Source organism: Neorhizobium sp. 2083 (genome assembly GCF_031455615.1).
Classification (GTDB): domain Bacteria; phylum Pseudomonadota; class Alphaproteobacteria; order Rhizobiales; family Rhizobiaceae; genus Neorhizobium.
This window is the reverse complement of sequence record NZ_JAVDTC010000002.1, coordinates 598933-613218: the sequence shown is the minus strand read 5'-3', so window position 1 is coordinate 613218 and position 14286 is coordinate 598933. Positions and strand designations below refer to the sequence as shown.

Genomic DNA, 14286 nt, shown 5'->3' with positions numbered 1-14286 from the left:
AGACGTTACAGATCCAGTTTGTCGATCATCGACTGGGTAATCAGGCAGATGCCGTTTTCGGTGCGGCGGAAACGCTTCGCATCGAGTTCGGGATCCTCGCCGACCACCAGGCCTTCGGGAATGGTTACACCGTGATCGATGACGACATTGCGAAGCTGCGCGCGCCGTCCGACCCTGACATTGGGGAGCACGACCGCGCCGTCGAGACGCGAATAGGAATTGGCCCGCACCCCGGTGAACAGCAGGCTCCGGTTGAGCGACGAACCGGAGATGATGCAGTCGCCGGACACGACCGAGGAGGTCGCGGAGCCGCGGCGGTCGTCGTCGTCATGGACGAATTTCGCCGGCGGGGTGATTTCGGCATAGGTCCAGATCGGCCAGGACTTGTCGTAGATATCGAGGCCGGGGACGATTTCCGTCAGGTCGATATTGGCCTGCCAATAGGCATCGACCGTGCCCGCATCGCGCCAGTAGGGCTCGCGCTCGAAATCGGAACGGACGCAGCTGTCTGCGAAACGATGGGCGACGGCTTTGCCGTGCTCGACGATATAGGGGATGATGTCCTTGCCGAAATCGCGGCTGGAGCCGGGGGTTTCGGCGTCGCGCTTCAGGAGTTCCATCAGGAACTTGGTGTGGAAGACGTAGATGCCCATCGAGGCGAGCGCGAAACCCGGATTGCCGGGAATGCCGGGCGGATCGGCGGGCTTTTCGACGAAGGCGATGATCTCGTCCTTCTCGTTGACATGCATGACGCCGAAACCGGTCGCTTCCATGCGCGGCACTTCCAGGCAGCCGACGGTGACCTGCGCGCCCGAGTCCACATGCTGCTGCAGCATGTATTCGTAGTCCATCTTGTAGACGTGGTCGCCGGCGAGGATGACCATGTATTCGGGCGCATAGGCCTCGATGATGTCGATGTTCTGGAAGACGGCGTCGGCGGTACCCTCATACCATTGCGTCTCGGAGACGCGCTGGGAGGCGGGCAGGATGTCGAAGCTCTCGTTGCGCTCGGGCCGGAAGAAGTTCCAGCCGCGCTGCATGTGGCGGATCAGCGAATGCGCCTTGTACTGGGTGGCGACGCCGATGCGGCGGATGCCCGAGTTCAGCGCGTTCGACAGCGCGAAATCGATGATGCGCGCCTTGCCGCCGAAATAGACCGCCGGCTTGGCGCGGCGGTCGGTGAGCTCCTTCAAGCGGCTGCCGCGGCCGCCGGCAAGCACATAGGCCATTGCATCGCGCGACAGGGGCTGAATTCTCTTTTCGTTCATCGTTTCCCTCCCAAGGTCCCTTATGCCTGTTCCAGTTCGAGCATGATCGTCGCGAGCGGAGGCAGCGTGACTTCGGCCTGGACGGTTCCTCCCGCGTTCACGGCGTGAACGCGACCGCCATTGCCCTTGCCGCTGCCGCCGTAGATCTCGGCGTCGGTATTCAGGATTTCCCGCCATCTGCCCTCGTTTGGCAAGGGGATACGGAAGTTTTCACGATAGACGGGGGTGAAATTGCTGATCACCGCCACCGGCTTTTCTCCCGGCGACATACGCAGCCAGGCATAGACGGAATTTTCCGCGTCGTCGGCGATCAGCCAGCGAAAACCTTCGCCCTCGCAGTCGCGGGCATGCAGCGCGGGCTTCGAGCGGTAGGTGAAGTTGAGGTCGCGCACCAGGCGGCGCATGCCCTCGTGCGGATGGTACTGGAGCAGGTTCCAGTCGAGCGAGCGGGCCTCGCTCCACTCGCTCCACTGGGCGAATTCCTGGCCCATGAACAGCAGCTTCTTGCCGGGATAACCCCACATGAAACCGTAATAGGCACGCAGGTTGGCGAATTTCTGCCAGTCGTCGCCGGCCATCTTGGCGATCAGCGAGCCCTTGCCGTGCACGACCTCGTCGTGGGAGAGCGGCAGGACGAAATTCTCCGTATAGGCGTAGAGCAGGCCGAAGGTGAGTTCGTTGTGATGATGCTTGCGATGGATCGGCTCGCGCTTCAGGTAGCTCAGCGTATCGTGCATGAAGCCCATGTTCCACTTGAAGCCGAAACCGAGGCCACCCTCGTGGACAGGCTGCGAGACCTTCGGCCAGGACGTGGATTCTTCGGCGATCGTCATCACGCCGGGATGGGCGCCGTAGGAGAGCGAATTCATCTTCTGCAGGAAGCGCACGGCTTCGAGGTTTTCGCGGCCACCATATTCGTTCGGTACCCATTCGCCCTCTTTGCGCGAATAGTCGAGATAGAGCATGGAGGCGACGGCATCGACGCGCAGGCCGTCGAGATGGAATTTTTCCGACCAGTAGAGCGCGTTGTTGACGAGGTAGGAGAGGACTTCGTTACGGCCGAAATTGTAGATCGCCGTGTTCCAGTCGGGGTGGAAACCCTGGCGGGGGTCGGCGTGTTCGTAAAGGGCGGTGCCGTCGAAGAAGCGCAGGCCGTGGGCATCGGTCGGGAAATGCGCGGGCACCCAGTCGAGGATGACGCCGATGCCGACCTTGTGACAGCCGTTGACGAAACGGGCGAAACCTTCCGGCTCGCCGAACCTTGCGGTCGGGGCGAAAAGCCCGGTCGTCTGATAACCCCAGGACGGATCGAAGGGATGTTCGGTGACGGGCAGGAACTCGATATGGGTGAAGCCCATATCGGTGCAATAGGGGATGAGTTCGGAGGCAAGCTCGTCCCAGGACAGGAAGGAGCCGTCCGGCTTCTTGCGCCAGGAGCCGGCATGCACCTCGTAGATGGTGATCGGCTGGCGGCGATGGTCGGCCTTTTCCCAGAACTCCCGATGGGCCGCATCCTCCCATTTCTGGGAGAGCTCCGGCGCCGTGACCGACGCGGTGTCGGGGCGCAGCTCGGCGCGGCGGGCGTAAGGATCGGCTTTGAGCGGCAGGAGCTTGCCGTTCTTGCCGACGACCTCGAACTTGTAGGCGGAGCCGGCCCGGACGTCCGGGGCGAAGATTTCCCAGATGCCGGTATCGACCCGCAGGCGCATCACATGCCGGCGGCCGTCCCAGCCGTTGAAGTCGCCGACCACCGAGACGCGCTTGGCGTTCGGCGCCCAGACGGCAAAATGGAAACCCTCGACGCCCTCGTGTTTCAGGGCATGGGCGCCCATCTTGTCGAACAGGCGCAGGTGAGAGCCCTCGCGGACAAAATAATCGTCCATCGGGCCGAGCACCGGACCGAACGTATAGGGGTCGGTGACCGCCCATTCGTCATCGCCGCGGCGGGCGCGGTAACGGATGGGTTGAAGCTGCGTGGCGTTGACGAGGCCTTCGAAATATCCGGCCTCGTGGCGGCGCGTCAGTTCACCGAGTTCGGTGCCACCAAGCGAAATCGCGGTGACCGCTTCGGCTCCTGGCACGAAACAGCGGACCCTGAAGCCGTCCCCGAGCTTGTGAAGCCCGAGGACGGCGAAGGGGTTGGTATGCCTGCCTTCCAGAATCGCCTCGATCTCGGATAACGGTATTTCGCCAGGGGCTCTCCCGTCATCGACGCGCGGCGATTTTTTCATCAGGCTCTCCAGATTTCCGACGCATACTGACGAATAGTCCTGTCCGAGGAGAACCATCCCATCCGGGCGGTATTGCGAATTGTCTTCGAATACCAGGATTTAGGGTCTGACCAGATTTGGTCAACGTTGCGCTGGGCTTCCGCATAGGCGTCGAAATCGGCAGCAACCATGAACCAGTCGTGATTGTAGATGCCGTCGATCAGGCTGGTGAAGCGCGAGCGGTCGTCCGGCGAAAACACGCCCGATGCGATCGCGTTCAGCGCCTGGGCGAGTTCGCGCGACTTCTCGATGATGGCGCGCGGCTGGTGGCCTTCCTCGCGAACCTTGGCGACCTCGTCGGCGGTCATGCCGAAGATGACGATATTGTCCTCGCCGACATGGTCGCGCATCTCGACATTGGCGCCGTCGAGCGTGCCGATCGTCAGCGCGCCGTTCAGCGCGAACTTCATGTTGCCGGTGCCGGATGCTTCCATGCCGGCGGTCGAGATCTGTTCCGACAGGTCGGCGGCCGGGACCATGATCTCGGCGAGCGAGACGTTGTAGTTCGGCACGAAGACGATCTTGAGCAGGCCGCGGACGGCCGGGTCGTTGTTGATGGTGCGGGCCACGTCATTGGCAAGCTTGATGATCAGCTTGGCGTTGTGATAGCTCGGCGCCGCCTTGCCGGCGAACAGTTTGACGCGCGGGACCCAATCCAGTTCGGGATGCGAGCGGATCTGGTCGTAGAGGGCGACGGCCTCGACGATGTTCAGAAGCTGGCGCTTGTATTCGTGGATGCGCTTGATCTGGATGTCGAACATCGCCGACGGGTCGATGCGAATGCCCATGCGGCTGCCGACGAGGTTGGCGAGCTGCACCTTGTTGGCCCGCTTCACGGCGGCGAACTTCTCCTGGAAGCTCCGGTCGTCGGCATGCGCGTCGAGTGCCCTCAGCGCTTCGGTATTGTCCAGGAACTCGTCGCCGATCGCTTCCTGGATCAGCGAGGTGAGGCCCTGGTTGCACTGCATCAGCCAGCGGCGGGGGGTGATGCCGTTGGTCTTGTTGTTGATGCGGGCCGGATACATCGTGTGCAGGTCGGCAAACACCGTGACCTTCATCAGGTCCGTATGCAGGGCCGAGACGCCATTGACCGAATGTGAGCCGACGAATGCGAGATTGCCCATGCGAACGCGACGGTCCCCGCTTTCGTCGATCAGCGAGATCGAGCGGATCTGGGTGTCGGAGAAGCTCTTCTGCTTGCGCGCCTCGATCAGGATGATGGCGTTGATCGCATAGACGATCTGCATGTGGCGTGGCAGGAGGCGCTCGAACAACGGCACAGGCCAGGTTTCCAGCGCTTCCGGCAGAAGCGTGTGGTTGGTGTAGGAGAAGGTCTGGCGGGTGACAGACCAGGCCTGCTCGAAATCCATGCCGTGGATATCGGTGAGCAGGCGCATCAGCTCGGCGATCGACACGGCCGGATGGGTGTCGTTGAGCTGGATCGCCACCTTCTCATGCAGGTTGGTGAAGTCCGGATATTGCTGCAGGTGGCGGCGCAGGATGTCCTGCAGCGAGGCCGAGGAGAAGAAGAATTCCTGGCGCAGGCGCAGTTCCTGGCCGGCCGGGTTGGCGTCGGCCGGATAAAGGACGCGGGTCAGGCTTTCGGCCTTGTTGCTTTCGCGAAGGGCGCCGATATGGTCGCCGGCGTTGAAGGCATCAAGCAGGATCGGGTCGATCGGCTGGGCCGACCAGAGGCGCAACGTGTTGACGCGCTTGCCGCGCCAGCCGACGGCCGGGGTATCATAGGCCATGGCGATGACCCGTTCGGCCGGCTTCCAGACGTAACGGGGCGTCTCGTCGTAACCGCCGACGGTTTCGACCGTGCCGCCGTAACCGATCTCGTAGGAGCTCTCGCGGCGTTCGAATTCCCAGGGGTTGCCGTGGGCGAGCCAGCTTTCCGGAAGCTCGACCTGCCAGCCGTCGGCCATCTGCTGGCGGAACAGGCCGTGGACGTAGCGGATGCCATAACCATAGGCGGGGATATCGACGGTCGCCATCGATTCCATGAAACAGGCGGCGAGTCGGCCGAGGCCGCCGTTGCCGAGCGCCGCATCGGGTTCCAGAACGGCGATCACGTCGATATCGACGCCGAGCGAGGAGAGCGCGTCGCGGATTTCGCCCATCAGGCCCATGTTGCTGACGGCGTCGCGCATCAGCCGGCCGATCAGGAATTCGAGCGACAGGTAATAGACGCGCTTGTCGCCGGTCCGGTAGACCTTGCGGGTGCTCTCCATCCACTTGTCGATGATGCGGTCGCGCACGACGAGGATCGTGGCGGTCAGCCAGTCGTGCGGCTTGGCCACCTTGGCGTCCTTGCCGATACGATAGGTCAGGCGCTCGATGATCTCTTCCGCCATGATTTCGGGGCGGGAGCTGCGGGGGGCCGGCTGAGGAATTTCGACCGGAGAAGAGGTATTATTCATATGTCGCCAACTTTCTGGGGAGCGGGAGGAAGGGCGTCCGATTCAGTCCATCTGGCATGATGTATAGAGACAGTTTATGCACCGTTATGACACTGTTGCAATGCTCGATTTATCTTTGGGCATTTCGATCGGAAAGGACCAACGAAAAACGCCCCGCCGATAAGGGCGAGGCGTCTTTGCGACCGGTTTCGGAGATGGGTCAGTTGGTCAGGCGCGTGCCGGTCTTGGCGGCCTTGCGGGCGATCTCGCCGAAGCTTTCGACCAGCGTGGTCATATCGTCGGGCTCGTAATAATAGTCCTTCTTGCCGCTCGAGCAGTATTCCAGCAGGCTCTTGCCGTTGTCGGGCGCCATGAAGGCGATCGTGTAGATCTTGATGCCGTCCTTCTTGGCGTCGTCGCAGATGCCGCGCACCTTGGTGTCGAGCGTCTTGTTCCAGCTCGAACTGTTGCCGGTCATCTCGCCGTCGGTCATCAGGACGATGAAGCGCTCGAACGAGGTGTTCTTTTTGCTGTCGTGGGCGGTCTTTTCGGTGGCGTTGGCCGCCTTCAGCGCAGCAAAGGCGTTGGTCATCGCGCCGCTTGCATCGGTGCCGCCGTCCGGGACCGCCGGCAGCTTGTTGACATAGGTCGAGACGGCGCTGGTGCCCCACGCGATCTTCTGTTCGGCCTTGGTCTTGTCGTCGTAGCTGTCGGCGCCGACGCGGATGAGTTCGCTGTTCGGATCCGCCTTCTTCAGTTCCGCGAACATCACCGCGGCGGCGGTCTTCAGCGAGAGCATCTTGGACAAATAGTTCGGCACGTCCCTGGTGCAGGTCTTGTACTGCCACCGGGTACTGCAGTCGTAGGATTCCTGCTTGGTCGGGTTGGTCGGGTCGACCGTGGTCGTATCCCAGGCCATCGAGCCCGATTCGTCGAGCGCCAGATACATGGAAAGCGCATTGCCTTCCCGGCCGCTTGCAGACTTGCTGTCGACGGCGACGCGCATGGTGGTGAAGCCGAGGAGCGAGGTGAGCCCGGTCAGCGGCACGTCGTAGGCGGACGTCATGGTGACTTCATAACTGGCCGCCGTATTCGAGGTCGTCGAGATGGTCGCGACGGCGGCGGTGTCCTTTTCGAGCTTGGCGATGGCAGCGTCCTGCTCGGCGGGGGAAAGACCGGAATTCCTGATGTCAGCCTTCTTGGGGCCGAGCAGGAAGGTCTTGGCCAAGGTCTGGGCCTCGTCCGCCGTCATCGTGCCCTTGTCGGCCATTGCAGCCGCGGCGGCGAGCGTGGCGCTGTCGGCCAGCGCCTGAAGCTTGTTCTTTTCTTCCATGACGTGCGTGAGGTCGACCGCGACGCCGCCGACCGCGAGCAGGACGGGAAGCGCGACCGCCGTCATGATACCGAAATTGCCGGCGCGGTCCTTTGCCAGCCGCGCAAAGAGTGTGTGCCTCATCATAGCCCCCAGATACGTTCAAATCATTTGAACTCTAAGGGCATGATCTATTCCTGGCGGGTATAGGAAGGCCTAAGCCATTCGCTGCAATTTTACCGATCGTAAAGAATCAGCGTCAAAACGAGGCGGGACGTCACGATTTCAGCGGAATGACGTCGACGGCCTGGACGGCCTTCTGGTTTCCGTAACCTTTGAGCACGCCGATGACCGGGGCGACATCCGAATAGTCGCGGCCGTAACCGACGACGATGTGGTCGCTGCCGGCGGGGATGTCGTTGGTCGGGTCGAGCTCGACATAACCCATGGCCTCGCCGCACCAGACCCGCACCCAGGCATGCATGGCGTCAGCGCCTTCGAGCCGTTCCTTGCCCGGCGGCGGAATGGTGCGCAGGAAACCGGAGACGTAACCCGCCGGGATGCCGAGGCTGCGGAGCGCCACGATCATGATATGAGTGAAATCCTGGCAGACGCCGCGCTTCAGCCGGAAGGCCTCTTTCGGCGTGGTGTCGACATTGGTCGCCTTGGCGTCGTAGGTGAAGTCCTTGTGGATGCGGGCGCAGACGGCGAGGGCGATCTCAAGCACCGTCTGGCCGGGCCTGGCGATCTCGCGGGCATAGGCGGCGATCAGCGGCTCTTCCATAAGGCGCGGGCTCGCGCCCGTCAGGTGATGCGGAGAGCTGGCATCGACCGACCAGAAATCCGCCAGTTCTTGGCCAAGCGTATCGAGTTGCGGCGACAGGTCTGCCGTCATGGAGCTGGCCTCCACCATGACGCGGGCCTGCATGCGGATGTCGAGCTTTTCGTGCGGCGCGCGCAGCAGAACGGAGGTCGCCTGCTGGCCGAAAAAATCGATGAATGTGGTGCGCTCGTCCGCGTTCGGGCCGACGGTGATCGAGCCGGCGATCAGGCGCTGCCGGTCGGGGAGCGACAGCGGCAGCAGGCGGATGACGTGGCGGGCGCCGGAGGCCGGCACGTCGTAGGTATAGCCCATGTGCAGCGAGAGATCGTAGAGCATCAGCTGAAATAGGTCTGGCCGAGGATATCGGACAGCTTCTCCATCTCCTGTTCGAGCTTGCGGTAGGTTTCCTCGCTCATCGCTTCCGGGGTCATGACGGCAAGGCCGGAATGCAGCCGCATCGCCTCGCGGTAGAAGGGCGACATCTGGCCGTTGACGAAGGCGTTCGGCAGCTGCTCCACTTCGGTGCGGATCTCGTTCAGCTGGAAGAGGATCGAGCGCGGGTTGAGCGGATCGAGCGCCAGCAGGTCGGCCACCGTCAGCCTTGCGGTGGCGACGTTGTAGCGGCGGCGGTGGGTCATGACGCTGTCGCCGATCTCAAGCAGCATGTCGAGCGAACCGTCGGGCGCGTCCGGGCCGGACATGTGGCCGAGCAGGCGGGTCATGTGCATGCCGCGTTCGAGATGGCGGCCGATCGACAGGAAACGCCAGCCGGTGAAGCGATACATGTTTTCATGCACCAGACCGGCAAAGCCCGCGAGCTTGCGGAGCAGGATGGTCATGGCATGCGAGGCGTCGTCGCCCGCGTGCACGGTGTCGTGGAAGCGGCGGGCGGTCTTGGCAAGGTCGGTCAGCGCCAGCCAGCCATCGGGCGAGAATCGGTCGCGGATATTGCTCGCCGAATAGATGGCGCTGTCGATATTGCGCAGAAGCGGTGCCGGCACCGCCTTCACCATCTCGATGTCGATGCCCTTCAGGTAACGGGTGACGTCGGCCAGCAGCGGCGCGTTGGGATCGGCGGATTCGGCATAACGCTGATGCCAGGCGCGCAGGATGCGCAGCGCGCCTTCGGCCCGCTCGATATAACGGCCGAGCCAGTAGAGATTGTCGGCGGCGCGGCTCGGCAGGCTGCCGGGCATGTTGCGGGTAAAGCTTTCCTCCGGCGGCAGGAGAGTCGGCCTTGCGACCGGCTTGTCGGAGACGATCCAGACGTCGGCAGCGGCCCCGCCGGACTGCATGGCGATCGCCGCGACGTCGTCGCCGGCGCCGATGCGGGCAAAGCCGCCGGGCATGATCTGCCAGCCGTGTTCGGTGCGGGCGGCGAACACGCGCAGCGACATCGGCCGCGGGGTGAGCTTGCCATTCACATAGGCGGGCGTGGTCGACAGCGTCACCACTTCCTGGCCGACCAGCTTGGCCCCTTCCGTCGCCAGCCAGTCGCCGATGGTGTCCTTGGCGGTCGTGCGCAGCGACGAGCCGAGCACCGACTGGCCGTTGTCGTCGAAAAAGGGTAGCCGCGAATAAGCGGGGCCGATGACCATGCGCTCGATGTTCTTCGCGACGTGCTCGCGTTCTGATCGCTGCCCGCACCACCAGGTGGCGATCGAGGGCATGATCAGGTCCTCGCCGATCAGCCGCCGACAGACGGTCGGCGCGAAGGCGAGCAGGGCGCGGGTTTCGAGAATGCCGGAGCCGAGCGCGTTGACGAAGGTGAGCGCACCGGCCCGCAGCGCCTGCACCATGCCGGGCGTGCCGATATGGGAATGCTGGTTGAGTTCGAGCGGATCCGCATAGGCCGCATCGAGGCGGCGCCAGAGCACGCCGACCGGTTTGAGACCCGCGACGGTGCGGACCATGACGCGGTCGTTCACAACGGTCAGATCCTCGCCTTCGAGCAGCATGAAGCCGAGATAACGGGCGATATAGGCGTGTTCGAAATAGGTCTCGTTGGCGGGGCCGGGAGACAGAACGGCGATACGGTCGTCCGGATATTGCTTGTGAGACTGCAGCGCATCGCGGAAGGCGCCGAAGAAGGAGGCCAGCCGGTGCACATGGCTTTCCGCATAGATATCGGAGAAGGAGCGGGTGGTGGCAACGCGGTTTTCGAGCGCGAAACCGGCGCCGGACGGGGCCTGGGTGCGGTCGGCGAGCACCCACCAGTTGCCGTCCGGGCCGCGGCCGATCTCGAAGGAGCAGAAATGCAGGTAATGGCCGCCGACCGGCTTGACGCCAACCAGCGGGCGCAGGAACTCCGAGTTTCCGGCGATCAGCGCCGGCGGCAAAAAGCCCTCCTGGACCAGCCTGTTGTCGCCGTAGATATCGGCGATCAGCGCTTCCAGGAGATCGGCGCGCTGGATGAGGCCCTTGCAGACCGTTTCCCATTCACGGCCGTCGATCAGCACGGGGACATGGCTGATCGGCCAGTTGCGCTCGCCGCTCCCCTGAGCGCCGTAGGTCCGGTAGAAGACGCCGGCATCGCGCAGGTAACGGTCGGCACGGGCGAAACGCTCGCGCAGCTCGCCCTCGGTCATGCGGCCGAGATGGGAGATCAGGTTGCGCCAGACCGGGCGGATCTGGCCGTTCGCATCGAGCATCTCGTCGGCAACGCCCGGCAGCGCGGCATAACCAAGCAGGGGATCGCGAGCGATCCCCTCTTTTGCCTTGCGTTCGGTTGCCGGTGCCTTGGACATCGACTTGTTCAGACTCCTTGCGGCCGGCGCAGATCGAGCGTCAGCGGGAATTCGGGCGAGGGCGTTTCCGCCAGAAGCGCATAACTTCCGGCCGTGTGACCCCATGGTTCGAACCGCGCGAGCCGGCGTGCTTCCGCCTCGTTGCCGTTGACCGGGAACGTCTCATAGTTACGCCCGCCCGGATGGGCAACATGGTAGATGCAGCCGCCGATCGAACGGCCGGACCATGTATCATATATGTCGAATGTGAGCGGCGTATTAACCGGCAGGACCGGGTGCAGGCCGGCGGCCGGCTGCCAGGCCTTGAAGCGGACGCCGGCGACCGAAACGCCGGACGTGCCGGTGCCCTTGAGCGGAACCGCGCGGCCGTTGCAGGCGACGGTGTAGCGGGCCGGATTGGTGGTTTCCAGCCGCACCTGGAGACGCTCGACCGACGAATCGACATAACGCACGGTGCCGCCGATCGCCCCTTGCTCGCCCATCACATGCCAGGGTTCGAGCGCCTGGCGCAGCTCCAGCTTCGAGCCTTCGTATTCGACCTCGCCGAAGAAGGGGAAGCGGAATTCGAGCTGCGCCTCGAACCATTCGGGGCGAAGGTCGAAGCCGTTTTCGCGCAGGTCCTGGAGGACGTCCATGAAGTCGGCCCAGACGTACTGCGGCAGCATGAAGCGGTCGGCGAGTGCGGTTCCCCAGCGCACGAAGCGGCCCTGCAGCGGGTTCTTCCAAAAGCGGGCGATCAGGGCGCGGACGAGCAGCTGCTGGGCAAGCGACATGCGGGCGTTCGGCGGCATTTCGAAGCCGCGGAACTCGACGAGGCCGAGGCGGCCGGTCGGACCGTCCGGCGAAAACAGCTTGTCGATGCAGATTTCCGAGCGGTGGGTATTGCCGGTGACGTCGGTCAGGAGGTTGCGGAACAGGCGGTCGACCAGCCAGGGAAGCGGCGGTACGCCCTGGCCGGGTGCCGGCACCTGGGCAAGGGCGATCTCCAGCTCGTACATCGAATCGTGACGGGCCTCGTCGATACGCGGCGCCTGGGAGGTCGGGCCGATGAACAGGCCGGAGAACAGGTAGGAGAGCGAGGGGTGGCGCTGCCAGTGCAGGACCAGGCTCTTCAACAGGTCGGGGCGGCGCAGGAAGGGGCTGTCGTTCGGATTGGCGCCGCCGACCACGACATGGTTGCCGCCGCCGGTGCCGGTGTGGCGGCCGTCGATCATGAACTTGTCGGCGCCGAGACGGCTCTGGCGGGCTTCCTCGTAGATCGCGGTGGTAATGCCGACCGTTTCCTTCCAGCTCGCGGCCGGATGGATGTTGACCTCGATGACACCCGGATCGGGTGCAACGCGGATGACGTTGATGCGCTCGTCGTGGGGCGGCGCGTAACCCTCGATATGCACGGCGAGGCCCAGTGCGGTGGCGGCGTTCTCGGCCGCGGCGATCAGTTCGAGATAGTCCTCGATCCGCTCGACGGGGGGCATGAAGACGCAGAGACGGCCATCGCGCGGCTCGACCGAAATCGCGGTGCGCACCGCCCCGCCGATCTCGCCGATCGTCTGTTCGACCCGGCCCGGATTGGCGGCATCCCCCGCCTTGAACGAGGATTCCGGCATGGCACGGCCGGCCGGGACGATCACGTCGGGCAATGGCTTGCGCGGGATGGAGGGATCGGCCTCGTGGATATAGGGGAACTGCGACGGAGAAATGTAAGGCAGGGTGCCGAGCGGCAGGCGGTAACCGACCGGGCTGTCGCCGGGCACCAGGAAGATGCGGCCGCGGCGGGTGCGCCATTTCTCGCTGATCCAGCGCTTGCCGCTCGCTTGCGCGTTCCAGGCCTGGACGGGCAGAACATAACCGCTCGGGCTGGTCAGGCCGCGTTCGAAGACGCGGGCGATGCGGTTGCGCTCTTCCGGATCCTTCAGTTTCGAATTGGACGGATCGACATTGTCCGGCAGCGACCCTTCCTTGATGATCCATTCGGCCGGGTCTTCATAGGCCGGCACGACCATGTCGGGGCCGATGCCGAGTTCGGCGGCGATGCCGGTGAGCAGCCTTTCGGAATCCTGCGCGCCGATGCCGTAGTCGCGGCCTTCCTCGGCGACGAGGTCCGGATTGCTCCAGATCGGCCGGCCGTCCTTGCGCCAGTAGAGTGAGAAGGTCCAGCGCGGCAGGCTTTCGCCCGGATACCACTTGCCCTGGCCGTAATGGAGGAAGCCGCCCGGCGCGAAACGCTCGCGCAGCTTGCGGATCAGGACATCGGCCTTTTCGCGCTTGGTCGGGCCGACGGCATCGGTGTTCCATTCGCCCGATTCGAAATCGTCGATCGACACGAAGGTCGGTTCGCCGCCCATGGTGAGGCGCACGTCCTGGGCATGCAGGACGCGGTCGACCTGTTCGCCGAGGTCGTTCAGCGCATTCCAGGATTCGTCGGAGAAGGGTTTTGTGATGCGCGGATGTTCGGCGACGCGGTTGACCTTCATGTCGAAGGCGAAGGAGGTTTCGGCCTCGCCGAAATACCCGCCCGAGATCGGTGCGGCGTTGCGGTAATGCGGCGTTGCTGCAAGCGGGATATGGCTTTCGCCGGTCAAGAGCCCGGAGGTCGGGTCGAGGCCGACCCAGCCGGCGCCGGGGAGATAAACTTCGCACCAGGCATGCAGGTCGGTGAAGTCGACCTCGGTGCCCGACGGGCCGTCGAGCGCCTTGAGGTCCGGCGTCAGCTGAATCAGGTAACCGGAGACGAAGCGGGCGGCGAGGCCGAGATGGCGCAGGATCTGGACGAGCAGCCAGCTTGTGTCACGGCAGGAGCCCATGGCGGAAGTGAGCGTCTGTTCCGGCGTCTGCACGCCGGGCTCCATGCGGATGACATAACCGATCGCCTTCTGCAGGCGGGCGTTGATGCCGACCACCATGTCGACCGTCGGCTGGCCGGGGGACATGTCGAAGGTCTTCAGGTAATCGGCGAGCGCCGGTTCCGGCGGCTCCGGCGTCATGTAGATCGACAGGTCCTCGACCAGTTCCGGCGGGTAGGCGAACGGCCATTTCGTCGCCTCCTCCTCGACGAAGAAATCGAAGGGATTGTAGACCGTCATGTCGGCGACGAGATCGACCTCGATCTTGAACTCGGTGACCGGGTCGGGGAAGACGAAGCGGGCAAGATAGTTGCCGTAGGGATCCTGCTGCAGGTTCACGAAATGGTTGGACGGCGTCACCTTCAGCGAGTGGCTGAGCACCTTGGTGCGGGAATGGGCGGCCGGTTTGAGGCGGATGATCTGCGGTCCGAGACGGACGGGTTTGTCGTACATGTAATGGGTAAGGTGGTAGATACTCGCCTTGATCGACATGCTGCCCCTTCGGCCGCCCCTCTGGCTGCCCTTGCCGGCCTTTCGTGGCCGGTCGATGATCGTTGCCAGGATTTTGTGCAATGCACGAGAATAATGCAAGGCGGAATCCGGGCTTATCGCGATGCGGCA

Annotated in this window: 7 protein-coding genes; all 7 read right to left on the bottom strand. The window is 63.8% G+C overall.

From position 1 onward, the window contains the following. Positions 1-5: 5 nt before the first annotated feature. Positions 6-1268, bottom strand: a complete 1263-nt coding sequence (glgC, locus tag J2X76_RS11195) for a glucose-1-phosphate adenylyltransferase (protein ID WP_113130685.1) — start codon at positions 1266-1268, stop codon at positions 6-8. A gap of 20 nt (positions 1269-1288) precedes the next feature. After that, positions 1289-3499, bottom strand: coding sequence for a 1,4-alpha-glucan branching protein GlgB (gene glgB / locus J2X76_RS11190; protein WP_113130686.1), 2211 nt, complete (start codon positions 3497-3499; stop codon positions 1289-1291). Further along, positions 3499-5961 carry a glycogen/starch/alpha-glucan phosphorylase gene (locus J2X76_RS11185; RefSeq protein ID WP_310215918.1) on the bottom strand — a complete coding sequence of 821 codons (2463 nt, stop codon included), beginning with the start codon at positions 5959-5961 and terminating at the stop codon, positions 3499-3501. Before J2X76_RS11185 ends, glgB begins: the two co-directional genes overlap by 1 nt. 199 nt (positions 5962-6160) lie before the next feature. Further along, positions 6161-7396, bottom strand: a complete 1236-nt coding sequence (locus tag J2X76_RS11180; RefSeq protein ID WP_162736528.1) for a TadE/TadG family type IV pilus assembly protein — start codon at positions 7394-7396, stop codon at positions 6161-6163. Between the two features lie 133 nt (positions 7397-7529). Beyond that, complete coding sequence (locus J2X76_RS11175) at positions 7530-8411, bottom strand: transglutaminase family protein (RefSeq protein ID WP_310215915.1); 882 nt, start codon at positions 8409-8411, stop codon at positions 7530-7532. Further along, positions 8411-10822, bottom strand: coding sequence for a circularly permuted type 2 ATP-grasp protein (locus tag J2X76_RS11170; RefSeq protein ID WP_310215912.1), 2412 nt, complete (start codon positions 10820-10822; stop codon positions 8411-8413). The genes J2X76_RS11175 and J2X76_RS11170 overlap by 1 nt, the downstream gene beginning before the upstream one ends. 8 nt (positions 10823-10830) lie before the next feature. Next, the gene (locus J2X76_RS11165; RefSeq protein ID WP_310215910.1) at positions 10831-14157 is read right to left on the bottom strand and encodes a transglutaminase family protein; all 3327 of its coding nucleotides are present in this window, start codon (positions 14155-14157) and stop codon (positions 10831-10833) included. Positions 14158-14286 lie beyond the last annotated feature (129 nt).

Coding starts and splice junctions, on each gene's coding strand:
- J2X76_RS11175 (WP_310215915.1), bottom strand. CDS start 8,411: ATGCTCTACGATCTCTCGCTGCACATGGGCTATACCTACGACGTGCCG.
- glgB (WP_113130686.1), bottom strand. CDS start 3,499: ATGAAAAAATCGCCGCGCGTCGATGACGGGAGAGCCCCTGGCGAAATA.
- J2X76_RS11165 (WP_310215910.1), bottom strand. CDS start 14,157: ATGTCGATCAAGGCGAGTATCTACCACCTTACCCATTACATGTACGAC.
- J2X76_RS11180 (WP_162736528.1), bottom strand. CDS start 7,396: ATGAGGCACACACTCTTTGCGCGGCTGGCAAAGGACCGCGCCGGCAAT.
- J2X76_RS11170 (WP_310215912.1), bottom strand. CDS start 10,822: ATGTCCAAGGCACCGGCAACCGAACGCAAGGCAAAAGAGGGGATCGCT.
- glgC (WP_113130685.1), bottom strand. CDS start 1,268: ATGAACGAAAAGAGAATTCAGCCCCTGTCGCGCGATGCAATGGCCTAT.
- J2X76_RS11185 (WP_310215918.1), bottom strand. CDS start 5,961: ATGAATAATACCTCTTCTCCGGTCGAAATTCCTCAGCCGGCCCCCCGC.